Origin of the sequence: Pectobacterium sp. 1950-15 (assembly GCF_037136835.1) — a bacterium.
Taxonomy (GTDB): domain Bacteria; phylum Pseudomonadota; class Gammaproteobacteria; order Enterobacterales; family Enterobacteriaceae; genus Pectobacterium.
The window spans coordinates 143,621-167,693 of sequence record NZ_JBBBQR010000005.1 but is presented as its reverse complement, the minus strand read 5'-3'; the positions used below and the strand labels follow the sequence as shown (position 1 = coordinate 167,693).

Below are 24,073 nucleotides of genomic sequence, written 5' to 3'. Positions count from 1 at the left end.
ATTTTTTTCGTAAAGATTAGTAAATATTTAAAGCGTAGAGAGAGGGGAAAACAGCGGTGTCTGGCGTGGATACGGAAAGAAAGAGGCGGAGAAGAAGAGGTGAGAGGGGGAAGTAAGGCTCCGTAGTGGGAGCCTTACTAAGATGATGAAGAGACAGAATTACTCAGCAGCGTAGCCCTGTGGCGGAATACGCACGCTGTCCAGCCAGGCTTCATTATCCCGCATCACCAGTCTGCCGTTCAGGAACCAGTTAATGACCATCGGATAAATCGTGTGCTCGTGCGTTTTTACGCGCTCGCTCAGGCTTTCTTCGGTGTCGTCATTAAATACAGGCACCTTCGCTTGCAGAACCAGCGGGCCGCCATCCAGTTCATCCGTGACAAAATGCACGGAAGTCCCATGTTCCCGATCGCCATTTTCCAGCGCCTTGCGGTGTGTATGCAGGCCGGGATATTTGGGCAGCAGAGAAGGGTGAATGTTCAGCATTTTTCCAGCAAATTGGGCAACAAATTCCGGGCTAAGAATCCGCATGTAACCTGCCAGAACCACCAGCGCCGGCTCATGTTGCTCAATTTCATTTGCCAGCGCGGCATCAAATGCGGCGCGATCGGCAAAATCTTCAGGGTTCAGGACGAACGTCGGAATATCCGCATTCTGCGCGCGTTCCAGCCCGTAGGCCTCCGCATTATTACTGAATACGGCGACGATCTTTCCTTTGAGACGTCCGTTCTTACTGGCGTCAATCAACGCCTGCAAGTTGCTTCCATGACCTGAAATCAGCACAACGATGTTTTTCATCAGTTAATAACCACTGCGTCTCCGGCATCGGTTTGAGTAATGACGCCGATTTTCCATGCGTTTTCACCGCTGCTGTTGAGTAATGCAACGGCCTCGTCTGCCTGTTCGGCTGGCAGTGCGATGATCATACCAACACCGCAGTTAAAAGTACGATACATTTCGTGACGGCTAACATTCCCGGCCTGTTGCAGCCAGTTGAAGACCGCAGGCCATTGCCAACTGGATTCATCGATAGTCGCCTGCATACCTTCTGGCAGAACGCGTGGGATATTCTCCCAGAAGCCGCCGCCGGTCAGGTGAGAAATCGCATGAACGTCCACTTTCTCAATCAGGGACAGGATGGATTTCACGTAGATTTTGGTCGGGGCCAGCAGGTGATCGGCCAGCGGTTTGCCTTCCAGCTCGAACTGCTCTGGATCGGTTTTGCTGACTTCAAGCACTTTGCGTACCAGAGAATAGCCGTTTGAGTGCGGGCCGCTGGACGCGAGGGCAACCAGAACATCGCCGTTCTGGACTTTGCTGCCGTCAATGATTTCTGATTTTTCTACAACACCGACGCAGAAGCCGGCAACGTCGTAGTCTTCGCCGTGGTACATACCCGGCATTTCGGCGGTTTCGCCACCGACCAGCGCACAGCCTGATTGCTTACAGCCTTCCGCGATACCGGTAATCACGCTGGCAGCCGTATCGACATCCAGTTTGCCTGTAGCGTAATAGTCGAGGAAGAACAGCGGCTCAGCGCCCTGAACCACCAGATCGTTCACGCACATCGCAACCAAATCGATACCAATCGTATCGTGGCGCTTCAGATCCATCGCCAGGCGCAGTTTGGTGCCGACTCCGTCAGTGCCGGAAACCAGAATCGGTTCGCGGTATTTTTGCGGTAAGGCGCACAAGGCACCGAAACCACCCAATCCACCCATAACTTCCGGGCGACGGGTCTGTTTCACTACACCTTTGATACGGTCGACCAATGCATTACCTGCATCGATATCCACGCCTGCGTCTTTATAGCTGAGAGAGGTTTTGTCGGTCACTGCTGAGTCCCCACGAAGGTTACGGGTCGTATTCAGAAAACACGGTATTTAGAAAACATACTGTGGTAAAAATAGTGCGCGCTAATTCTAACAGTGTAGGCAATCGTTTGCGAGTGATGAGTCATCGGCTGGCTATTTTTCGTTAATGGCGACAATTTCTCTTCTCGGTTGATCTGGATCAGGCTTAATCATATGGCGCTAAGTAAAAAAGGCGGTATAATCCCGCGATTTTTTTTACGACGGGCTCTCGTGCCCGCCGCCCTGCGGGCCGCCGCAAGCGGTGTTTAAAAACGCGTTTGGCGTTTTTGTCCGTCCACTAGCCGATGGGGAGATAATGATGAAGATCGTCGAGGTGAAACACCCGCTCGTCAAACACAAACTGGGTTTGATGCGAGAGAACGATATTAGTACGAAGCGTTTTCGTGAGCTGGCTTCCGAAGTGGGAAGTTTGCTGACTTACGAAGCCACGGCTGACCTGGCAACCGAAAAAGTCACCATTGATGGCTGGTGCGGTCCGGTTGAAGTCGATCAGATCAAAGGCAAGAAAATTACCGTCGTACCGATTCTGCGTGCAGGACTAGGGATGATGGAAGGCGTGCTGGAAAATGTTCCTAGCGCGCGTATCAGCGTTGTCGGCATCTACCGTGATGAAGAGACGCTGGAGCCTGTTCCTTATTTCCAGAAGCTGGTTTCCAATATCGAAGAGCGCATGGCGCTGGTGGTTGACCCTATGTTGGCGACCGGCGGCTCAATGATCGCGACGATCGATCTGCTGAAAAAAGCAGGCTGTCACAGCATTAAGGTGCTGGTGTTAGTCGCGGCGCCAGAAGGGATTGCCGCACTGGAAAAAGCTCACCCGGATATTGAGCTTTACACGGCATCCATCGATAAAGGCCTCAACGAGCAGGGTTACATCATGCCGGGCCTGGGCGATGCGGGCGATAAAATATTTGGTACGAAATAGCAGGTAAGCCGACTTATAGTCGGCTTTTTTTTGGCGCAAGGATACCCGTCATACTTCAAGCTGCTTGTGCGTTGGCCGCCCTTACTCACTCCAGTCACTTACTTGTGTAAGCTCCTGGAGATTCGTGCGGTTGCCGCCTTCACGCAACTCGAATTATTTAGGGTATCGGTATTGCTTATGGTGCGCCACGGCCTGTGTTACGTCACACGCGGTTCTTTTATACATCAGCAGTCACCATTCTCCTGCTTCGCTACGGTGGGGCGGGGTGAGTCTGGCTGTGATAATAAGTGCGGGTCGACCTGCACACATAAATAGCAACACTAGATAACAACACTACAGAGGATATTGAAGATGACTCGTCGCGCCATCGGGGTAAGTGAACGACCACCCTTGTTACAAACCATCCCGTTGAGTTTCCAGCATCTGTTTGCGATGTTTGGCGCTACCGTTCTGGTACCCATTCTGTTCAAGATCAATCCGGCAACCGTACTGTTATTCAACGGTGTCGGTACGCTGCTTTATTTATTCATTTGTAAGGGGAAAATCCCGGCTTATCTGGGGTCGAGCTTCGCGTTCATTTCTCCGGTTTTACTGCTGTTGCCGCTGGGCTACGAGGTCGCGCTGGGTGGCTTCATCATGTGTGGCGTGTTGTTCTGTCTGGTAGCGCTGATTGTTAAGAAAGCGGGGACTGGTTGGCTGAATGTGCTGTTCCCCCCTGCGGCGATGGGGGCGATTGTTGCGGTTATCGGCCTTGAACTGGCCGGTGTGGCGGCGGGAATGGCTGGCTTGTTGCCTGCTGATGGCGCTTCTGTCGATTCTACCGCAGTGACGATTTCACTGGCGACGCTGGCAATCACCATTCTGGGATCGGTACTGTTTCGCGGTTTTCTGGCGATCATCCCGATTCTGATCGGGGTACTGGCAGGCTATGCGCTGTCGTTCGCGCTGGGCGTGGTGGATTTGACCCCGATTCGTGAAGCGCACTGGTTTGCGATGCCGACATTCTACACGCCGCGCTTTGAATGGTTTGCCATTCTGGCGATTCTGCCTGCGGCGCTGGTGGTGATTGCAGAACACGTCGGTCACCTGGTCGTGACGGCGAATATCGTGAAGAAAGATCTGATGCGTGAACCGGGGCTGCACCGCTCCATGTTCGCCAACGGCATTTCTACCGTGCTGTCCGGCTTCTTTGGTTCTACGCCGAACACAACCTACGGCGAAAACATCGGCGTGCTGGCGATTACTAAAGTGTACAGCACCTGGGTGATCGGTGGTGCGGCAATCCTCGCGATTCTGCTCTCCTGCGTGGGCAAACTGGCGGCGGCAATTCAGGCTGTACCGGTTCCTGTCATGGGCGGTGTATCACTGCTGCTGTACGGCGTAATCGGGGCGTCTGGTATTCGCGTGCTGATTGAATCCAAAGTGGATTACAACAAAGCGCAAAACCTGATCCTGACTTCTGTGATTCTGATCATCGGCGTCAGCGGTGCGAAAGTGCATCTGGGCGCGACCGAGCTGAAAGGTATGGCGCTGGCGACGGTTGTCGGTATCGGGATGAGCCTGGTGTTTAAGGTCATCAGCCTGTTCCGCAAAGAGGAAGAGATCCTCGATGCGCCGGAAGAGAACGACACCCGCTCATAACCGCATGAGTTCCCCTGTTGAGGCCGCCAATATCGTGTCCTCAACAGGGCTCGGTTTCTGTGATAAACTCGATCCGATTTCCTGCCCGTTTTACTTGAGGTGATTCTGAACACGCCGGCACAGCTTTCATTGCCACTCTACTTACCCGATGACGAAACCTTTGCCAGTTTCTATCCGGGTGAAAACGCGTCTCTTCTTGCCGCTATTAATAATGCTTTGCATCAGGAACACGGCAGCTACATCTATTTCTGGTCACGTGAAGGGGGCGGGCGCAGCCATCTGCTGCATGCTGCCTGCGCTGAACTGTCGCGTCAGGAACGCGCGGTGGGCTACGTGCCGTTGGATAAACGCGCCTATTTTGTGCCGGATGTGCTGGAAGGCATGGAACAACTGGCGCTGGTGTGTATCGATAACATCGAATCGATTGCGGGTGATGAAGAGTGGGAAATGGCGGTGTTTAACTTGTATAACCGCATTCAGGAAACAGGACGTGCCCGGCTGTTGATTACCGGCGATCGTCCGCCGCGTCAGCTGAATTTACGTCTGCCCGATCTGGCTTCTCGTCTCGATTGGGGGCAAATCTACAAGCTGCAACCGCTGTCGGATGATGAGAAAGGGGAAGCGCTACAGCTGCGTGCCAGACTGCGCGGGTTCGAATTGCCGGAAGACGTGAGCCGTTTTCTGCTTAAGCGTCTGGATCGGGAAATGCGCACGTTATTTATGACGCTCGATCAGCTCGACCATGCTTCCATCACTGCACAGCGCAAGCTGACCATTCCTTTTGTGAAAGAGATCCTCGGGCTGTAGTTAGCGATCCTCGTAAAAAGATCGTCGTTGAGGATCGTTCACGTCTCTCGTTTACAACTATTTTTACCGCCATTTTTTACAACGACAGTATTTCCAGCACCTGTTCCGGCGGGCGACCAATACGTGCCTGACCGTGTGCCACGACGATGGGGCGCTCAATGAGCTTCGGGTTATCGACCATTGCCTGAATCAGCTGTGCTTCCGTCAGCGCGGCGTCGGACAGCCCCAACTGCTGATAAATCTCTTCTTTGGCTCTCATCAACTCACGTGCGCTGTTAAAGCCCAATTGTTGAATAAGCTGAGCCAGCGTCGCGGCATCGGGCGGCGTGTCGAGATAGAGCACGACGTCGGGCGTGACATGGTGTTCCTGCAACAGCGCCAGCGTTTCACGGCTTTTGGAGCAGCGCGGGTTGTGGTAAATCGTCACGGGTGTTTGGGTTGAAGAGTGTGTCATCGTCATGCTCCTTATCAGGATTTCTGGTACTGGCGGAAACGCTGCTGCAATTGGCGCAGCTGGTCGATGCGGGCGTCATAGCGCGCCTGTTCCAGACTTCCCAATTTAACCAGTGAGCTTGCGTTGCTCAGGAGCCGAATAGCCTGGTCGAGCTGGCCGCTGAGCGCCAGGCTCTCTGCGCGTGCAGCCAGTTCTTCTGCTCGCTGTCCTTGTGCTGCTGCTGCTTGTGCCAGCAGGTCCCAGCCGTTTGAATCGTCGGGGTGCGCGTAGGTATAGCGATAGAGTATTTTGCTGGCAGCGGCAGGCTGCTTCCCTTCCACATAGGCATTCGCCAGATTAAGCTGAAGTACCGGATTAGCCTGCGCTCCGGGAGCGCTTTGTAAGCGGCTGATCGCCTGCGTCGCACGGTTTTGCCCCAGATCGATATCGGTCATCATATCCAGAAACCACGGGTTTTCAGGCGCGCTGCTTAGCAGCGGTTGTAGCACATTGCGCGCCTCATCGTACTTCTTCGCCTGATAAAACTGAATCGCTCGACCGTACTTCGCAGCCAGTTGCTCCCGCACGTTGCCTTTTTCCCATTGCTCCAGCAGATCGTTGCTCAGCGGACGATCCGGCGAGCCATACATACCAAAGGTGCGTATTTTGGCGAACAGGAAATCCTGAGAAGACTGTACCGGCGTTGAGCGCATCTGGTTGGCGCGGTTACGGGCATCGGACAGGCGGCTTTCCGGCAAGGGGTGAGTCAGCAACATTTCCGGTGGTTTTGACGCATAACGCGACTGATCCGCCAGTTTTTGCAGGAAATTCGGCATAGCCTGCGGATCGAACCCCGCGCGCTGCAATACCTGAATACCGATGCGGTCAGCCTCTTGTTCGTTGGACTGCGTAAAGGTAATCATCCCTTGCTGCGCACCCGCCATGGTGCCGCTGAGTGCTGCCATGCCTAATTGTGGATTCGCCATTGCCAGCAGAATGGAACCGAAGGCGCCAACCCAGGTGAGCGGGGCGCTGCGCTGCTGTGATTCCATGCTGCGTGCCAAATGGCGCTGGGTAACGTGAGAGATTTCATGTGCCAGCACGGAGGCCAGTTCGCTTTCACTATCGGCATAGCGGAACAGCGCGGAATGTAGAACCACGTTGCCGCCAAAGAAGGCGAAGGCGTTAATGTCGTCATTGCGGATCAGGTAAAAGTGGAACGGTGTGCGTACCGAATCGGCCTGTTTGACCAATTTGTTGCCGAGTTGATTAATGTAATTGGACAGCAGCGGATCGTTGATAAGCGGCGCGCCGGCCCGCAGTTGACGGACGTAAAAATCCCCCATGGCCAGTTCCTGATTGATACTGAGCGTGCCGCCTGCGGTGGTGCCGATATCCGGCAGTCGATCCTGCGTGTCGGCCTGAGCAGGTAGCAGGTTGCCAGCCAGTAGTGCCCCAAACAGCACGGACATGACCGTTTTTCTTAACCGAATAGACATAACGGAAGATAACCTTATCAACAGCTAACGTGAAAGCATTTTGCCAACTATCTTAGCCAGCGACGGCAGACAAAGAAATGCCCGAACGGGAAAAACGTAGTGAAGAGGGAGAATAACAGAGAAAACCGGCACGTATCACGGTGCCGGTGGAGGATTTGAAAACCGCGAATCAGGCGTTTTTCAGATAATCGAGAACAATGTCGTGGTGGTTGCTGGTTTTGAAGTCGTCAAACACCTTCTCTACCTTGCCGTTTTCATCGATCAGGAAACTGATGCGATGAATACCGTCATAGGTTTTCCCCATGAAGGTTTTTTCTCCCCAAACGCCAAATCCTTCTGATACCTGATGATCTTCATCAGAAAGCAGCGTGAAATTTAAGACTTCTTTCTCGACGAAGCGGGACAGTTTTTCTGATTTGTCCGTGCTGATACCGAGAACTTCAACGCCATGTTTTTTCAGATCGTCCATGTTATCGCGCAGACCGCAGGCTTGAACGGTGCATCCTGGCGTCATCGCTTTAGGGTAGAAATACACCAACACTTTCTGTCCCTGGAAGTCGGTTAAATTTACTTGTTCGCCATCTTGGTCGGGCAAGCTAAATTTCGGTGCAATATCACCGGCTTTCAGTGTGTTCATCACGACTCTCCGTCTTGTTTCTCTTCATGCTGTGGATATACCCATGCTATTTGCAATAATAATGGCAGCGTTATGCCATTGGGCACAAATACTATTGGGCCCCAAATACTACTGGGCATAGTTAACGACGCTAATACTGCCTTGTGCGTTCAATTCTGTACATAGCTGATGAAAGGCTGGCTCAATAATTGAGCTATCCAGCGTGGCAGAACTGTGTGCGGCAATCTGAATATACAGCTGCGGCGGTTTGTCACCCTCGGCGGGCTGCGTTTTTGACACCAGCTCAGCAATGTTTAACTGATGAGAATCGAACAAATCGGTAAAGCGCTCGATGATGTGAGGGGAGTCGGCAACGTCAACCTTCACCCAGACGGTAGAAGGCGTCGGCTGGCTGGCCTGTGACTCCGTCCGCTTCATCACGATCAGCAGATCCATCTCTGCGCCTTTCAGCGGCAGGGTTGATTCGATCAGCGTTATCGCGTTCCAGCTACCGGACAGCAACATAATGAAGGTGAATTCTTTGCCCAGCATGGCAAGACGGCTATCTTCGATATTGCAGCCACAGCTACTGACGTGGCGGGTAATCGCATTGACAATACCAGGGCGATCCACCCCCAGTGCGGTAATAACCAGATAGTATTCTTGTGAGCTTGGCAACATCATGCTTCCTGTCTTTTTTCCCATTAATCACATGGTAAACATAAAAAATTGCCTGGAGCAATTTTTAACGCCGCTTGCGGCGGCCCGAAGGGTGGCGGGCAGGGATAGCCCGCCATAAAAAACTGGAGCAATTTTTAACGCCGCTTGCCGTTGCTTAGACAATATTTCGTGATTGTGGGCATTCCGCGTTAAGGTGAGCTCTGGTCACCAGAGATAAAGCGCCTTTCATCATGCGACGGCATCAAATAAATAACGACTGGGTAAAGCAGGCTCAGCATCCCGCCTCGTTCGAACGAATTGAGGCTTTCTTCCGTGGACACGGTTACGATCCCCATCGGCACGATACCTATGCGATTGGGCGGACGTTATCCGGCGTGCAGCGCTTTCACTATCGTGGCACGCTGTGCAATAGCGTGCCGGGGGGAACGCTGGTACTTCATCCGGATGAGATTCATGATGGCGAAGCGGGTTCTGCCGACGGCTTTCAGTACCGCATGATTTACGTTGAGCCGGCGCTGATTCAAAAAATACTCGGTGGTAAACCTCTGCCCTTCGTTAACGGCGGCATATCTAACGATCCGCGTCTGTTTGCGGCAACAGAACCGTTGCTCAGAGCGATGGAAGAAGCGTTTGATGAGCTGGAAGAAGACGATGTGCTCTACGATCTGGCGCAGGCTCTATCGGCGGTGGGTGGACAGCGGCATCCGCGGCGTTTGTTCGACTATCACGCTGCCGAACGGGCACGTGAATATATTCATGATGCTTTTGATAAGAGCATTACGCTTGATGAATTGGCACAGGTGAGCGGTCGGGACCGCTGGAGCCTGACGCGCGATTTCCGCGCACTTTTCGGCACGACGCCGTACCGCTACGTCACCATGCGCCGTCTCGAACACTGTCGGCGAGGTATGCTGGCCGGTGACAGCCTCGTCGATATTGCTGTTCGGGCGGGCTTCGCGGACCAAAGCCATATGACGCGCCATTTTGTGAAGGCATTTGGCCTTTCACCGGGCCACTGGCAGCGCATGTTCACTACGTTTTAATCTACTTGCACAATCGTTCAATACCGTCGGTACTCTGCTTCGCTAGTCTGAGGGCGTCATCATAAGGAGAGACGGTATGTATAAATCCATTAATTTTGCCCAAAAGTTAGCGTTATTCGACGATCGCTGGCAGCCGAAAGTGATCGCGGAGATGAATGACTATCAGTTTAAAATCGTGAAAATTCAGGGCGATTTCATCTGGCATTCCCATCCCGAAACGGCCGAAACGTTCATCGTGCTTGAAGGCCAACTGAGAATCGATTTTCGTGACGGCGATGTGCACATCAATGCTGGGGAAATGTACGTTGTCCCACGCGGCGTTGAACATAAGCCTTATGCAGAACACGAAGTAAAAATGCTGCTCATTGAACCAAAAGGCGTGCTGAATACGGGTCGTGAAGGCGGTGAGCGGACGGCTGAAAATGATATTTGGATTTGAACGGTTGGGTGAAAAATAACCTGAAACATCCCGCGAGTGACGGATAAGTCGCAGTAAACGGGCTGCTTTTGGCGCAAAACGTCAGAAGCATTTTTAATTTCGATTACTGCGTCATAAAAAAACCTGCGTCAGACGCCGACAACGCCCTTGTCCGCTTGCTTTTGCATAGAAGTCAAAAGTACCATGAAGCACTTGTTTGTGGAGGGGATGGCCAATGTTTACGGGAAGTATTGTTGCGCTGGTTACGCCGATGGACGCCAAAGGCGCCGTCGATCGGGCGAGCTTGAAAAAACTGATTGATTATCATGTCGCTAGCGGTACATCGGCGATTGTCTCTGTCGGCACGACGGGTGAATCCGCCACGCTGAGCCATGACGAACATGGTGATGTCGTGATGCTGACGCTGGAACTGAGCGACGGACGTATTCCTGTCATCGCTGGCACCGGTGCTAACGCGACCGCCGAAGGCGTTTCACTGACCAAACGTTTTCACGGCACCGGCGTTGTGGGCTGCCTGACGGTCACGCCGTACTACAATAAACCGACGCAGGAAGGCCTGTACCAGCACTTCAAAGCGATTGCCGAGCATACCGATCTGCCGCAAATCCTGTATAACGTACCTTCCCGTACTGGCTGCGACATGCTGCCGGAAACGGTTGCCCGTTTGTCCGAAGTGAAAAATATTGTCGCAATTAAAGAAGCGACGGGGAACTTAAGTCGGGTAAGCCAGATCCAAGAGCTGGTTAGTGAAGACTTCATTTTGCTGAGCGGCGATGACGCCAGCGGTCTGGACTTTATGCAACTCGGCGGTAAAGGTGTGATTTCCGTAACGGCGAACATTGCCGCGCGTGAAATGGCGGAACTTTGCAAGCTGGCGGCGCAAGGTAATTTTGTCGAAGCGCGCCGTTTAAATCAGCGCCTGATGCCACTGCATCAGAAATTATTTGTTGAACCCAATCCTATTCCGGTGAAATGGGCCTGTAAGGAATTGGGACTCATGGCGACCGATACGCTGCGCCTGCCGATGACACCGCTGACCGATGCCGGTCGTACGGTGATGGGGCAAGCACTTAAGCAAGCGGGTTTGCTGTAATCGTTAGGGAGATTTAATGAGTTATTCATTACAAAAGTCGATGGTGGCGAAAGTCGTTGGCATATCACTCGTGATGCTGCTGGCGGCTTGTTCCTCCGATCAGCGCTATAAGCGTCAGGTGAGTGGCGATGAATCCTATCTGAAGGCGCCAGCGCAGCACGCGCTGAATACGCCAGCCGGGATGATTTTACCGGTGCAGAACGGGGATTATGATATACCGCCAGTGACCCTGAATGGCGCGGTCGGCAAGGAGCTGGATATTCGTCCTCCCGTGCAGCCATTGGCCTTGTTGAATGGTTCCCGCACCCAGAGCTCAGGAGATACGGCAACGCTGCTGTTAGAAAACAGTTCGCAAAATAGCCAGCTCTGGTCTCAGGTTATCCGTGTGTTGCAAGACAAAGCGTTCACCATTGCCAGCCGTCAGGACGCCAGCCAAACGCTGACGACCGACTGGATCTCATGGCCGCGTGAAGATGAAAACGTACCGTACCAAGGGCGTTATCAGATTTCCGTGCAGCAGCAGGGTTATCAGGTCGCACTGATCGTGAAACTGCTGGGATTACAGTTGAACGGCCAGCCTGTGACGACGAGCGATCAAAATCAGCGCTACGCCGGTCTGATGCTGAATGCGCTCAGTAATGGTCTGGATTCTCAGGCAACCGCGCGCGAAAACGCACTGGCAAACCGCACCATTGGTTCGCTGGATGTGCAGAGCGGGGCGGATGACACAGGTCTGCCACTGCTGATTGTACGCGGTCCGTACACGGTGGTATGGGATCGTCTGCCAACCGCGCTGAGTAAAATCGGCATGGAAGTTAGCGATCGCAGCCGTCCGCAGGGTTCTGTCTCCGTCAAATACAGAGCACCGAGCGGCGGAACCTGGGATGACCTGGGCGCGAAAAATCCTGAACTGCCTAACGGCGATTACAAATTGCAGGTCGGTGATTTAGATAACCGCAGCAGTCTGCAATTTATCGACTCCAAAGGGCATACGCTAACCCAGTCTCAGAACGATGCGCTGGTGGCCGTATTCCAGGCGGCGTTCAGTAAATAACGCATAAACCAAGGGTCGGATTATCCGGCCCTTCTTCATTCAACAATCTCTACCCGAATTGACGGGCGCTATCGGCAACCGTTCGGGGAAGCGTTAAATATCGGGTCGTACTTGTTGACCCTCACTGTGTGGAGTAATTAAAGATGCAAAAGCTAGCTGAGCTGTATCGTGGAAAGGCGAAAACCGTCTACACCACCGAAGATCCCGATCTACTGGTGCTGGAGTTTCGCAATGATACATCAGCAGGAGACGGTGCGCGCATTGAGCAGTTTGACCGTAAAGGAATGGTGAATAACAAGTTCAACCATTTCATCATGAGCAAACTGGAAGAAGCCGGAATCCCAACGCAAATGGTGAGCCTGCTGTCTGACAATGAAGTGCTGGTGAAAAAGCTGGAGATGGTGCCGGTCGAGTGTGTCGTGCGCAACCGCGCGGCGGGATCGCTGGTAAAACGTCTGGGTATCGAAGAAGGTATCGAGCTGAATCCGCCGTTGTTCGATCTGTTCCTGAAAAACGATGCGATGCATGACCCAATGGTGAACGAGTCTTACTGTAAGACGTTCGGCTGGGTGAACGAAGAGAATCTGGCTCGCATGAAAGAGCTGAGCTACAAGGCGAACGACGTGCTGAGCAAACTGTTTGGCGACGCCGGGCTGATTCTGGTCGATTTCAAGCTGGAGTTCGGTCTGTTCAAAGGTGAAGTCGTGCTGGGTGATGAGTTCTCACCAGACGGTAGCCGCCTGTGGGACAAAGAAACGCTGAACAAAATGGATAAAGACCGTTTCCGTCAGAGCCTCGGTGGTTTGATTGAAGCGTATGAAGAAGTTGCGCACCGTATCGGCGTAAAATTAGACTAACTGCGCAATCGTTTACGTTCAGGTCGCCGGTCTCCGCTAGGCTGACGGCCTGAATGTTTTCCTCCCGAAAGTTGTTTTTTGATTCCTCGTCTCTGTCTGAATAAGTTGCTGACCTAGCTCTTACTTCGATTCCTGCCCCTGCTCTGATTAATGCTATGATTGCGGTTTGCTTAACGCGCAACCTGACTACTTTTCGACAGACTCGCATCCATGGCTTACTTCGATCCAACATTGTTAATTCTGCTTGTCCTGGCGGGGCTGGGTATCATCAGCCATAACATGACTGTCACGCTGGCGATTCTGGTTCTGCTGGCGATACGCATCACGCCGTTGAACAGCTATTTCCCGTGGGTAGAAAAATACGGCCTGAGCATCGGTATCGTCGTTCTGACGATTGGCGTAATGGCACCGATTGCCAGCGGCAAAATTACCGCCAGCGAAGTCATGCATTCCTTCCTGCATTGGAAATCTCTGCTGGCGATCCTCATTGGCGTTGTCGTGTCCTGGCTCGGCGGACGCGGCGTGTCGCTGATGAGCAATCAACCTTCCGTTGTGGCAGGGCTTTTGGTGGGCACGGTTATGGGCGTGGCGCTGTTTCGCGGTGTCCCCGTCGGGCCACTGATCGCCGCTGGGCTGCTTTCCCTGCTGATCGGCAAGACCTGATTCATTCGGCACCTGTGATGATGCTGCGTGATTTTCTCCACAGCCAACTCCAGCAGCAGCGCTATGGCGTCCGACGCCTGCTGGTGCTGAGCGGTGAACTCAACTGGTGTGAAGCGCAGGCGTTGGCGCTTAGCCGCCAATTGTCCGGCGACTGGCTGTGGATCGGCGAATCCACGCCAGCTTCCGTTACCTCGCTGCCAGCCAGCCGAGTACGGATGCTGCTGGGACGGGAGTTTCTCCATGCGGTGTTTGATGCACGCAAAGGCGTGGACGTCGAGGCGCTGGCGATGCTGTCAGGCACGCTACAGGCCGGTAGCTGGCTGATTATTCTGGTGCCGTCGTGGCAGTCATGGCCGACCTTGCCGGATGAAGACAGCCTGCGCTGGAGTGAACAAGAACAGCCGATTGCCACCCCGCATTTTATCCATCATTTCCAGCGTCAGCTGTTAGCCGATGAGGACGTGGTGCTTTGGCAACAGGGTCAGGATAGTGTCATTCGGCCACTGGCTGTACGCGTTGATTGGCAGCCTGCGAACGGTGAACCGACCATGCGACAGCAGCATATTCTGGATGAGCTGAGCGCCGCAGAATCTGGCGTATTTGTCATTACTGCACCGCGCGGGCGGGGAAAATCGGCGCTGGCGGGTATGCTGACACAGCGGAGTCATGGAGCCTGCTGGATCACCGCACCGTCTCGTGCGGCGGCGGAGATTCTGCAACAGCACGCGCGTGCCGATGCGCAATTCTGGGCACCGGATGCGCTGTTGGCACACTGCCGCCTTCATGGCACGCCCGATATCGACTGGTTGTTAATTGATGAAGCGGCGGCGATTCCGTCTTCCGTGCTCTCCGCGCTGTTACCTTATTTCCCTCGTATTCTGATGACCACGACGGTACAGGGATATGAAGGCACCGGACGGGGATTTCTACTGAAGTTTTGTGCGACGCTGCCGCAGTGGAAAGCGTTTACGCTCGATGACCCTCTACGCTGGGCCCCTAACGATCCGCTGGAGCGGGTGTTGGATCAAGCATTGCTATTCAATGAGCCTGAAACGTTTTATTCCACACCGCAGATCGCCCTACCTATTTCCCCTTCGACGCTGGAAAGCCGCATCGAGCGCACTGACCACTGGCTAACGCACCCTGAGCGACTGGCGTGGTGTTACGCGCTATTGTGCAGCGCGCATTACCGTACTTCGCCGCTGGATTTGCGCCGCCTGATGGATGCACCGGGCATGCAGGTTGCTAGCGTACAGGTGGCTGGCAACCTATGTGGCGTACTGTGGCTGGTGGAAGAAGGCGGGTTGTCAGACTCACTGGCTCATGAGGTGTGGGCTGGGCGGCGACGCCCGCGTGGCAATCTGGTGGCGCAGTCGCTGGCGGCACATGCCGGGCTGTGGCATGCACCGACGCTGCGCGCGCGCCGCGTAAGCCGGATTGCGGTGGCATCGGCATACCGCCGACAGGGAATCGGGCGAGCGTTAATCGCAGAGCAGGCGCGCGAAGCGCAACGACAGGCGCTGGATTACCTGTCGGTTAGTTTTGGCTATCAGCCAGACCTGTGGGCGTTCTGGCAGTCGTGTGGGTTTCAACTGGTGCGCATTGGCAGCCATCTTGAGGCGAGTAGTGGCTGCTACAGCGCGATGGCGATACTGCCGCTGAGCGACGCGGGGCATCAACTGGCACAGCAGGGCAACCAGCAATTGGCGCGCGACTGGCGCTGGTTACAGCGTTTGATTCCGCTGAATCTTGCGCTGCCGCAGACAGAAAGCATGGCGTTGAATGAAGACGACTGGCGTGAACTGGCGGGGTTTGCGTTTGCACATCGCCCGATGGAGGCCAGCTTCGCGGCGATCTGTCGTCTGCTCATCCACACCTCGTTGCCGCTGCCTGCGCTACGCTTGCTGGTGGAAAAGCCGGGAGAAGGCGAACAGATAGCGGCTACATTGGGGCTGACTGGCAAGAAAGCGCTCCTGAAACGCTGGCGCGAAGAAGCAGCCAATGCGTTGTTCGATCTTGACGCACAACGCGTTGAGCGCTGGAGAGAGTGGGTGATTTCTACTCGTTTGGCGGGGGATGCGCCTCATCCCTGAGACGCCGTATTACGGAAATTCAGACTATGGCATCAGTCCAGCTGTGATTTGAAGGCGGGCGCACGGTGCAGTAATGCCCACAGCGTTTCCTGTAAGGGGATTTTCTGCGCTTCTAACAGCTGTGGATAGCGCTGATAAAAAGCGTCCTCTTTCGCAGAAAAAACCGGGTTCTCCTGAAGCCATTGTTCACGTAGCGCGGTAATTTGCTCAGGCGTTAGCTTTTTGCTCGGCGTGGCGTCTTCCTGTGCCTGAAACCAACGGAAGCGATTATCCGGCGTTGCGCGTTCTTCTCTGCTCCAGCCGTCTTTAATCTGCAGGATCTGTGACAGCGCGAAGCCGAGCGTGATACTGATGCTCCGCCAGCTATCGGCATCGGACGCAGCAGGCGGCGGCGATAGGCTGGCGAGTATTGTCGCAATATTTTTTTCCAGACCGAGTTCACCGGAGGCTTTCTCTTCCCAGCTTATCGCCTGCTGATGCAGGGCCGTCCATTCGCTTTCCGTTACCACTTCACTCGCTAATAGCCGCGAAATCGCATGAGTCCACTGCTGGCGCAGGCTGTCGACGGTTTTATCTGCCAGCCAGTCAGACCACGGATTTTCTTCGTGACTTAACCAGTGGTGCAGCCATTGCAGCGCGACGCCGTCTACGGCTTTTCCCGGCGTGAGCGCGGTGAAGAGTGCGTCGACTTGCGCTGGCGTGGTGCTCGGCAGTTTTTCCAGCAGCAGACCGAGTGCGGCAGGCAGGCCAGTAACCCGCTCGAAGATGCGAATGTCTGCATTGTGCGCCAGTACGGCAGAAACCGAGCCTTTGTTGTCCTGCCAGTAGGGCGCGAACGCGTTTTCAATATCGCCGTCTGCCGCATGCTGGCGCAGTCGCTGGTGGAGAAAAGCATGCAGAGAAGCATCACCATAGAACGAGCCCCACGTTACACGGCTGTCTGCCAGCGGCTGGACGGTGTTCTGTATCGCAATCTGGTGCGATTCCAGCCAGCCGCGTAGCTGCGCCAGCGTTTTTACGCCGATCTGCCGGGAGATTTCCTGTCCGTTTTTAAACAGCAGCAGCGTAGGAATGCCGCGCACGCCAAAACGCTGCATGAACGCCGGATATTGCTCTACATCCAACTTGGCGACGGTCAGGTTATCAGGCGTGTTGTCGGCAATCGTGCTCAGCAGAGGAGCCAGCGTTTTACACGGCTGGCACCAGGGCGCCCACAGGTCGAGCAGAATGGGCTTGTCGCTAGTCGCGAGCAACGCATCCAGCGAGGTGTCGCTGGCGGTGATAATGGTGTCTGACATGGTGTCTCCGTTCAGAGAAAATCGTGAGTAAATGGGGTAGGGAGCAATGAACCGTGACAATACGGCTTACTGCGAGCCGCCTACGGTCATGTTGTCGATGCGAAGCGTTGGCTGGCCGACGCTGACGGGCAATGACTGTCCTTCTTTGGTGCACGCGATATTGCCGTCATCCAGAGCCAGATCGTTGCCCACCATCGCGACGTGTAGTAGCGCTTCCGGTCCGTGACCAATCAACGTGGCGCCTTTAACCGGCCGAGTGACGCGGCCATTCTCGATCAGGTAGGCTTCCGTGGTGGAAAAGACATACTTCCCGCTGCTGATATCAACCTGCCCGCCGCCGAAGCCGACGGCATAGAGACCGTTTTTAACGGAGGCAATCACTTCTTCGGCGGGGTACTGTCCAGCCAACATGTAGGTGTTGGTCATACGCGGCAGCGGTAATGTGGAATAGGATGCCCGACGTGCGTTGCCAGTTAGCGCGGTATTCATCAGTCTGGCATTGAGGCTGTCCTGTAAATAACCGCGCAGGATGCCGTCTTCAATGAGCGTCGTGCACTGCGACGGCGTGCCTTCATCATCCACATGCAGCGAGCCCCGTCGGTTCGCGAGTGTTCCGTCATCCACGACGGTAATACCCGGCGCGGCGACGCGTTCTCCTAACAAGCTGGAAAAAGCGGAGCTGCCTTTGCGGTTAAAATCGCCTTCCAGGCCGTGTCCTATGGCTTCATGCAGCAGAATTCCGGGTGATCCTGCACCGAGGATCACGCTGTAGGTGCCTGCTGGCACTGGGCTGGCGTCCAGATTATTTAGCGCCTGAGCGACGGCTTGATTAACCCAGTGGCTGACCGTTTCTTCGGTAAAAAATCCATAATCGAGCCGCCGTCCGCCACCGCTGGAGCCATTCTCGCGGCGACCCTGTTGCTCGACCACCACATTGATGACCAAATTCACCAGCGGACGAACGTCGGCGGCGAGTCGGCCGTCATGCCGGGCGATAAGAATGGTTTCATGTGAGGCGTTCAGGTAGGCCGTTACCTGCGTCACTCGGGGATCGCGAGCACGTGCCTGACGATCGATCGAAAACAGTAACTGGCGTTTATGCTCTTCCGTGATAGCGATCAAGGGATTGTCTGACGGGTAGAGCGTGGCGGCACCGTGCGGCAATGATGCCGGTAAGGCCACGCTGGCGGTTTGCCCCTGACGGCTGATTTCTCTTACGGTGCTGGCGGCCTGGAGAATGGCCTGCGGACGAAGATCGTTGGTGTAGGAGAAGGCGGTTTTCTCTCCGCTGACGGCGCGAACGCCAACGCCCTGATCGCGGCTAAATCCCGTGGGGCGCACAATACCGTTTTCTACCTGCCAGCCTTCCTGCTGGCGGCGTTGAAAATAGAGGTCGGCATAGTCCACCTGGCGCTGCATGATGTGGTTCAGCGCGTGCGTTATCTCTGTCGTTTCCAGCGAAAATGCCGACAGCGCAGGTGAGACGGATGTCGTGGTGGCGTGTATGGCCATGATGGTGATCCTGTTTCTGTGACGCGATGTGGGATTACTGCCCGGCGATCTGCATCTCTTCAATCAATAGAGAACCGCAGGAGAGATTGCCCTGCGTGTGAATATCCGCGCCAAGCGCGACGCATTGCAGAAGCAGCGTTTTCAGGTTGCCTGCAATAGTGATTTCTTCGACCGGATACTGAATGTCGCCGTTTTCGACCCAAAAGCCTGCAACCCCCTGTGAATAATCGCCCGTCATCGGGTTAAGCCCGTGCCCCAGCAGCGTGGTCACCAGCAGCCCTGTGTGCATACGGCGCAGTAGCGTCGGTAAATCATCGGCGGGGTGGCTCTGGTTGCTGCTAACGGTGAGGTTATAGGCTCCTCCGGCGTGTCCGGTCGTCGTTAACCCCAGCCGCCGGGCGCTATAGCTGGAGAGAAAATAGCCTTGCGCGATACCGTCGCGGATGACGTGACGCGGAACGGCGGCGACGCCTTCGGTATCAAAGCAGGCACTGGCCAGTGCGCCGGGAATTAACGGGTTTTCATGCAGGCTCAGATGCGGGGCGGTGATAGTGTCGCCAAGGCATTGACCCAGAAATGATGTGGAACGGTAGAGCGATGCGCCGCTCAGCGCACCGACCAGATGATGAATTAAGCTGTGCGCCGCAGGGGCTTCAAACAGTACCGGACAGCGGCGGGTTGACAGTTTTCTTGCCCCTAGCTGCGCCACTGCGCGCCGGGCTGCGGTATGACCAATAGCCTCTGGTTCGGCCAGCAGCGAAGGTGCCCGGCCGACGGTGTGCCAAAAGCCTTGCTGGCGATGCGTCTCGTTGCGGGCAATCGCATGGCTCCACAGCGTGTGCAGCGACGTCGGGTAGCCTGCGGAAAAGCCGGCGGAGTTCGCCAGAATAAAGTCACCCTGCTGCGAGGTGATTTCCGTACTTTCGCTGTAACCGTGTTCGTGCGTGCTATTGGCGGCCTGCTCGGCACGCAATGCCAGTGACAGCGCTTGCTCAACCGTCAGCGTGTCGGTGCTGTGCAGCGCGAGATCGTAAATATCTCGGGCGAAATGCTGGGGTTCCGGCAGGCCGCTACAGGGATCTTCATCGGCGTATTTAGCCAGCGTGCTGGCGGCATCAACCGCATCCCGCAAGGCTTCACGGCTAAATAAGGTGGAGGACACACTTCCCGCCCGTTGGCCGAAGTAGACCGTGACGGACAGAAAGCGACTTTGGTTTTGCGTCAGCGTATCAATATCGCCGTTCCTGACGCGGATCGTTCGGCGGTTTCCCTGCGAGACACTCACGACTGCCTGGCTGGCGCCTTTAGCAGCCGCGAAATCCAGCACGTCACCGGCCAGCGACTGAAGCGTGTCGGTGTGTGGCGTAGCAAGAACGGGGGATTCATCAAGAGAAGGCATTATTGGTATCCATGCGTTGCAGTGTTCTACTCATGATGTGCAACGAAGGCAGAAAAGCGTCACCGCGTTGCGAAACTTTTTTACGCTGGGGAGTGAAGTGAGAAGTTTTGGCGCACTGATGCCAGAGAAACGCTCTGCATCAGTGCGGAAGACGTGATCAGGGGGTCTTGACCGGTTGCAGGACGAAATCGATTTTGTTCAGGCCGCGCTGCTGGGCGCTGGTCATGACATACGCCACCCGGCCATACTCGACGGCCTGATCGGCAAACAGCCGTATATTGGGGTGAGCGCCTTCGGCTGATGCGGCTTCCAGCTTGGCGATCAGTTGCGCATCGTCGACTGCTTCTTTATTCCAGTTAATCTGTCCCGTCGCGGTAATCGCGATATCTACCGCTTGTGGATCCTTTTTGATTTTCTCCACGCTGGCCCGTGGCAGTTCCACTTTCACGGCGTGGTTGATGACTGGCAGGGTAATCATAAACACGATCAGCAGCACCAGCATGACATCGATAAACGGTGTCATGTTGATGTCGTTAAGCAGCGCATCTTCCTGGCTTTCAAACGGTGACGACATACTCATGGCGGTGTTCCTCTTCAGGCGGAGCGTTCAACGGGATGAACGGGTTCATACCGCGCAGTGCTATTCAGGTCGGTAACGCTGGTGTCCACGCGTGCGCCCGTCAGCAGGTAAGCGTGGAGATCGTGCGCAAAGCGATTCATGGCATGCAGCACGATGCGGTTGCGGCGATTGATGGCGTTGAATCCTAAGACGGCGGGAATCGCCACGAACAGACCAAACGCCGTCATAATTAACGCTTCGCCGACGGGACCCGCTACCTGTGCCAGATCGGGCTGGCCGATAGTGCTGATGGTTTGCAACGCGTGAAAAATGCCCCAGACGGTGCCCAGCAGGCCGATAAACGGCGCGGTACTACCGATGGAGGCCAGCGTTCCGAGGCCGGATTGCAGTTTCCCTGAGTTGGTGTCCAGCGTGTTGCTCAGGCCGCGTACCAGCCAGTCGCTGAGATCGACATGCCCGCCTAGTGTGGAAGAGAATTTATGTGGGTGTTTCAGCAGCGCATGTCCTTCGATCACCAGATCGCGGAACGGGTTGAAACGCTGCTTACCGAATTTTTCGACGCTCTCTTGCAGGCTAGTCGCCTGCCAAAAGGTATGGCGGCTGTATTGCACGCTCTTGTTCAGTGCGAGTAGCTGGCGCGCTTTAAGCAGCATGACTGTCCATGACAGCAGCGACATGATCAGCAGAATAATGGCTACCGAGTGGGTGACCACGTCGCCCTGCTGCCAGAAATGGTGGATATCTAACGTGTTCATGTGTGACCTCTTATGCAATAACCTGATTCGGGCGCGTCTGCAAAATGGCGGCAGTGCCATTGCAGCGCTGGTGTTTTCTTAGCGAGTCAGCTGGAAATTAACGGGCTGAATCGTCATGACGGTAATGGCCTGTCCATTTTCGCGGTAAGGCGTACAACGTGCCTGAGCCACGGCCTCAACTGCGGCCTGATCCAGGGTGTCATATCCGCTGCTGCGGGCGATGTCGTGCCGGAGCAATCGCCCCTCTGGGCTAATCACCAGACGAACCAGCACATTGCCTTCCTGCTGGAGACGCTTGGCGCGGCGGGGGTAGTCAGGTTGCGGGACGACGCAGCCGACGGAGGCGACCTGTTTAGGCTGCGCCCCCGGAAGGTTCTGCATCAGGTTGCCCTTGCTGGCGAGCGTCAACTGGCCTGGCGTCGCTTCCGGTGCCGCGGGAGAAGGCTCCGGCGCTGGACGTGCCGCAGGCTGCCGTTCGGCGGTCGTTTTTGGGCGGACAGGCTGTGGTTTTACCACGGGCTTCACAGGCGGCTGGTGGACTTCCTTTTTGACCGGCGGTGGCGGCGTTTGCTGTTCCTCAACGATCGCTTTTTCGGGAACCGACGCAATCTCGCGCTCTCCCTGTTCTGACGTCAGCACAGGTGGCTCCGGCGACGGTTCGGGAATAGGCTCCGGTTCTGGCGCTTCCACCATCGTGGCCTGAATGCTCACGCTGGCGGCCGGATTAAGCAAATTGATCGGTGTGTATTCGGTTGTACGAGTGATGAGCAGGGCGGCGACGCCCGCATGGATGAGTGCGACGGTCAGAAAGCTGAGCGCTATCTTCCCCATTTCTCCCCGAACAGGTGTTGTCGCCATCATGTTGCGCGACGGCTGGGCGGGGGAGACGTCATGCCGTGCGGCGGGTGCCGCATCAACGCGCGCGTTTAACGAAAAGTGTTGCACGGATGCCTGTTGCACGTTTTCCTCTGCTGCTCTTGCTTGGGGTATCGAATGCTTCATTCAGCCCCGAACATCGGGGTGGTGATGACTTCTATTAATGATGTGCAACGAGGCGGAAAAAGTGTCACCACGCGCGTGAAATTTTTTGATGGCTTACCGTTTATGCCGGTTTGGCTGCGCGAATATGTATCCAGTAATCGGTGGTATGCACGATGGCGATAGGCATGGTTTGCGCCAGCGAATCCAGCGTGTAATTCAGGTTATCTAGCGGGAAATTGCCGCTGACGCGCAGATCGGCGATAGCGGGATCCAAGCGGATGATCCCAGGGGTGTAATCACGCAGTGCGCTGATGACTGAAGCCAGAGAGCGATCGCGCACTTCCAGACGGCCCTGCATCCAGGCGATTTCTGTTTCCGGCGTCACGGCAACCTGATAGAGCGTTGAACGATCGAACCACACGCCCTGACCGGCATGAAGGCGCAGGCTTTGCCCTGCGTGATTCGTCACTTTGGCAATATTGTCCAGCACCCCGACGTGTACGCCACCGCTTTCATAGCGCACGTTTACATTGGCCTGAAGGGCGACGATATTGCCCATCTGGGTATCAATAATAAAAGGGCGTTGTGCATCCGGTTTAATTTTCGCGAAGACACCGCCGTTGAGAACACCGACCTGACGGATGCTATTCTCTGGTTCAACATTGATGTCGACGGCGGTACGTGCGTTCAACATGAGCGAACTGCCATCGCTGAGCGGAACTTGCTGGCGCTGCGCTGTAGCGGTTTTCACATCGGACAACAGCGGTGACAGAGGATAGTGCTGATTAAGTAACAGGCTGCTTAGCGAGGCAATAGCGACCATCCCCAACCCGTATTGCAGGGCTTTGCGCCGGCCTGATGGTGCCAATAGTGCCTGTCGAATCGGCTCATGGGGGAGTGCAGCAAGCAGCGGCTGAAATTTCCCCAGCATTTGCTCGATGCGCTGGCAGGCGCGCTCATGCAGCGGGTTCTCATATCGCCAGCGGAGATACTCGTCATAATCGGTCTGTGTCGCTTCACCGGAACGCAGCAGCACCATCCATTCAATCGCCTGTTCGGCAATCGGGTCATCCATGTGTCGTCGTGCCATGCGGTTCACCTATAAATCACTGCTGTCCTGCGTGGCCAAATAGCAATTGGTCAACGCTTTGGCGATATATTTTCTGACCATACTGACGGACACATCGAGCTGTACGGCAATGTCCGCATAGGTCATGCCATCAAGCTGGCTGAACAGAAAGGCCTGTCGTGCTTTGATGGAGAGACCATCCAGCGCCTGATCGATGGTAAGCAGCGCCTCCATCAACAGTTGTTGCTCTTCCGGTGACGGATGGTGAAACTCCGGTTTGCTCGCCAGCGCGGTGAGGTAGGCTTTTTCCAGATCGCGCCGACGCCAGTTTTCATACAGCACGCGCTTGGCGAGCGTCGTTAACATCGCGCGCGGTTCTTGTACGTTGGCGAGATTTGGCAGCGAGGCTAAACGTAGAAAGGCCTCGGAAGCGACATCTTCCGCTTCACAGCCATAGGCAATGCGGCGGCGTAATTTTTCCGTTAGCCAGCGATAATCGCTGCGAAATATCAACGACAGCAAATCGGGTTTTTTAGCAGCCTCTGTGTACATGGGCATCCTTAAATAGCGTAAATCACAACAATGCTTGAGCCGGGATACCCCAGGGCCGCAGAAAAAAGGAACGATGCGTCCTGTGCTGTTTTTAAGTCAAAATTTGCAGGAGTCAAAACACGTTTTTTTTCTATAGTTAGTTAGAAATGTTCTGTTACTGCCTGAAAGGGAGAAATCGCTATTTCCAGAGACTTCTGCAAAATGAAATA

The 24,073-nt window shown here is 55.0% G+C and carries 24 protein-coding genes; 10 read left to right on the top strand and 14 right to left on the bottom strand.

The window, feature by feature from the left end:
- Positions 1 to 159: 159 nt before the first annotated feature.
- Together purN and purM are read right to left on the bottom strand one after the other, a co-directional pair.
- Entirely contained in the window at positions 160 to 798 is a 639-nt protein-coding gene (purN, locus tag WCT94_RS08145) for a phosphoribosylglycinamide formyltransferase (protein WP_336869018.1), read from the bottom strand.
- Positions 798 to 1,835: a phosphoribosylformylglycinamidine cyclo-ligase gene (gene purM / locus WCT94_RS08140; RefSeq protein ID WP_015839417.1), complete on the bottom strand. Its 1,038-nt coding sequence runs from the start codon at positions 1,833 to 1,835 to the stop codon at positions 798 to 800. The genes purN and purM overlap by 1 nt, the downstream gene beginning before the upstream one ends.
- A gap of 337 nt (positions 1,836 to 2,172) precedes the next feature.
- Between purM and upp the strand changes: the two genes are divergently transcribed.
- From upp to hda, 3 genes are all read left to right on the top strand, one after another.
- Positions 2,173 to 2,799 carry a uracil phosphoribosyltransferase gene (upp, locus tag WCT94_RS08135; protein ID WP_014914591.1) on the top strand — a complete coding sequence of 209 codons (627 nt, stop codon included), beginning with the start codon at positions 2,173 to 2,175 and terminating at the stop codon, positions 2,797 to 2,799.
- A gap of 351 nt (positions 2,800 to 3,150) precedes the next feature.
- Positions 3,151 to 4,440, top strand: coding sequence for a uracil permease (gene uraA / locus WCT94_RS08130; RefSeq protein WP_015839418.1), 1,290 nt, complete (start codon positions 3,151 to 3,153; stop codon positions 4,438 to 4,440).
- A gap of 99 nt (positions 4,441 to 4,539) precedes the next feature.
- Entirely contained in the window at positions 4,540 to 5,247 is a 708-nt protein-coding gene (gene hda / locus WCT94_RS08125) for a DnaA inactivator Hda (protein ID WP_180742315.1), read from the top strand.
- 76 nt (positions 5,248 to 5,323) lie between these two features.
- On the opposite strand, the gene arsC is transcribed toward hda, so the two are convergent.
- From arsC to WCT94_RS08105, 4 genes are all read right to left on the bottom strand, one after another.
- Entirely contained in the window at positions 5,324 to 5,701 is a 378-nt protein-coding gene (gene arsC / locus WCT94_RS08120) for an arsenate reductase (glutaredoxin) (RefSeq protein WP_336869017.1), read from the bottom strand.
- A gap of 14 nt (positions 5,702 to 5,715) precedes the next feature.
- Complete coding sequence (locus WCT94_RS08115) at positions 5,716 to 7,152, bottom strand: beta-barrel assembly-enhancing protease (protein ID WP_431892137.1); 1,437 nt, start codon at positions 7,150 to 7,152, stop codon at positions 5,716 to 5,718.
- 196 nt (positions 7,153 to 7,348) lie between these two features.
- Positions 7,349 to 7,816, bottom strand: a complete 468-nt coding sequence (gene bcp, locus WCT94_RS08110; RefSeq protein ID WP_010286501.1) for a thioredoxin-dependent thiol peroxidase — start codon at positions 7,814 to 7,816, stop codon at positions 7,349 to 7,351.
- Positions 7,817 to 7,924: 108 nt separating this feature from the next.
- The gene (locus tag WCT94_RS08105; RefSeq protein ID WP_271878935.1) at positions 7,925 to 8,476 is read right to left on the bottom strand and encodes a glycine cleavage system transcriptional repressor; all 552 of its coding nucleotides are present in this window, start codon (positions 8,474 to 8,476) and stop codon (positions 7,925 to 7,927) included.
- Between the two features lie 230 nt (positions 8,477 to 8,706).
- Between WCT94_RS08105 and WCT94_RS08100 the strand changes: the two genes are divergently transcribed.
- The 7 genes from WCT94_RS08100 to WCT94_RS08070 all read left to right on the top strand — a co-directional run bounded on the left by WCT94_RS08100 (position 8,707) and on the right by WCT94_RS08070 (position 15,718).
- Positions 8,707 to 9,519 carry an AraC family transcriptional regulator gene (locus tag WCT94_RS08100; protein WP_336869011.1) on the top strand — a complete coding sequence of 271 codons (813 nt, stop codon included), beginning with the start codon at positions 8,707 to 8,709 and terminating at the stop codon, positions 9,517 to 9,519.
- Between the two features lie 76 nt (positions 9,520 to 9,595).
- The gene (locus tag WCT94_RS08095) at positions 9,596 to 9,958 is read left to right on the top strand and encodes a cupin domain-containing protein (RefSeq protein WP_336869010.1); all 363 of its coding nucleotides are present in this window, start codon (positions 9,596 to 9,598) and stop codon (positions 9,956 to 9,958) included.
- A gap of 214 nt (positions 9,959 to 10,172) precedes the next feature.
- Complete coding sequence (gene dapA, locus WCT94_RS08090; protein WP_180742319.1) at positions 10,173 to 11,051, top strand: 4-hydroxy-tetrahydrodipicolinate synthase; 879 nt, start codon at positions 10,173 to 10,175, stop codon at positions 11,049 to 11,051.
- Between the two features lie 16 nt (positions 11,052 to 11,067).
- On the top strand, positions 11,068 to 12,105 hold the full coding sequence (gene bamC / locus WCT94_RS08085) for an outer membrane protein assembly factor BamC (RefSeq protein WP_336869009.1): 1,038 nt from the start codon (positions 11,068 to 11,070) through the stop codon (positions 12,103 to 12,105).
- 143 nt (positions 12,106 to 12,248) lie between these two features.
- Positions 12,249 to 12,962: a phosphoribosylaminoimidazolesuccinocarboxamide synthase gene (purC, locus tag WCT94_RS08080; RefSeq protein ID WP_015839428.1), complete on the top strand. Its 714-nt coding sequence runs from the start codon at positions 12,249 to 12,251 to the stop codon at positions 12,960 to 12,962.
- A gap of 210 nt (positions 12,963 to 13,172) precedes the next feature.
- On the top strand, positions 13,173 to 13,625 hold the full coding sequence (locus WCT94_RS08075; protein ID WP_336869007.1) for a DUF441 domain-containing protein: 453 nt from the start codon (positions 13,173 to 13,175) through the stop codon (positions 13,623 to 13,625).
- A gap of 17 nt (positions 13,626 to 13,642) precedes the next feature.
- Entirely contained in the window at positions 13,643 to 15,718 is a 2,076-nt protein-coding gene (locus tag WCT94_RS08070; RefSeq protein WP_336869005.1) for a tRNA(Met) cytidine acetyltransferase TmcA, read from the top strand.
- 32 nt (positions 15,719 to 15,750) lie between these two features.
- Here WCT94_RS08070 and trxA read toward each other — a convergent pair whose 3' ends face one another.
- From trxA to WCT94_RS08030, 8 genes are all read right to left on the bottom strand, one after another.
- On the bottom strand, positions 15,751 to 17,016 hold the full coding sequence (gene trxA / locus WCT94_RS08065) for a thioredoxin (protein ID WP_336869003.1): 1,266 nt from the start codon (positions 17,014 to 17,016) through the stop codon (positions 15,751 to 15,753).
- A gap of 66 nt (positions 17,017 to 17,082) precedes the next feature.
- Positions 17,083 to 18,528 carry a metalloprotease TldD gene (gene tldD, locus WCT94_RS08060; protein WP_336869001.1) on the bottom strand — a complete coding sequence of 482 codons (1,446 nt, stop codon included), beginning with the start codon at positions 18,526 to 18,528 and terminating at the stop codon, positions 17,083 to 17,085.
- Between the two features lie 34 nt (positions 18,529 to 18,562).
- On the bottom strand, positions 18,563 to 19,927 hold the full coding sequence (locus tag WCT94_RS08055; protein ID WP_336868999.1) for a TldD/PmbA family protein: 1,365 nt from the start codon (positions 19,925 to 19,927) through the stop codon (positions 18,563 to 18,565).
- A 157-nt stretch (positions 19,928 to 20,084) separates the two neighbouring features.
- Positions 20,085 to 20,507 (bottom strand): ExbD/TolR family protein, encoded by a 423-nt coding sequence (locus tag WCT94_RS08050; protein ID WP_336868998.1) that lies wholly within the window; start codon positions 20,505 to 20,507, stop codon positions 20,085 to 20,087.
- A gap of 14 nt (positions 20,508 to 20,521) precedes the next feature.
- Entirely contained in the window at positions 20,522 to 21,262 is a 741-nt protein-coding gene (locus WCT94_RS08045) for a MotA/TolQ/ExbB proton channel family protein (protein WP_336868997.1), read from the bottom strand.
- Positions 21,263 to 21,340: 78 nt separating this feature from the next.
- Positions 21,341 to 22,264 (bottom strand): energy transducer TonB, encoded by a 924-nt coding sequence (locus WCT94_RS08040; RefSeq protein ID WP_336868995.1) that lies wholly within the window; start codon positions 22,262 to 22,264, stop codon positions 21,341 to 21,343.
- 100 nt (positions 22,265 to 22,364) lie between these two features.
- Positions 22,365 to 23,333, bottom strand: coding sequence for a FecR family protein (locus tag WCT94_RS08035; protein ID WP_336868993.1), 969 nt, complete (start codon positions 23,331 to 23,333; stop codon positions 22,365 to 22,367).
- 9 nt (positions 23,334 to 23,342) lie between these two features.
- Positions 23,343 to 23,864 carry a sigma-70 family RNA polymerase sigma factor gene (locus WCT94_RS08030; protein ID WP_336868991.1) on the bottom strand — a complete coding sequence of 174 codons (522 nt, stop codon included), beginning with the start codon at positions 23,862 to 23,864 and terminating at the stop codon, positions 23,343 to 23,345.
- Positions 23,865 to 24,073 lie beyond the last annotated feature (209 nt).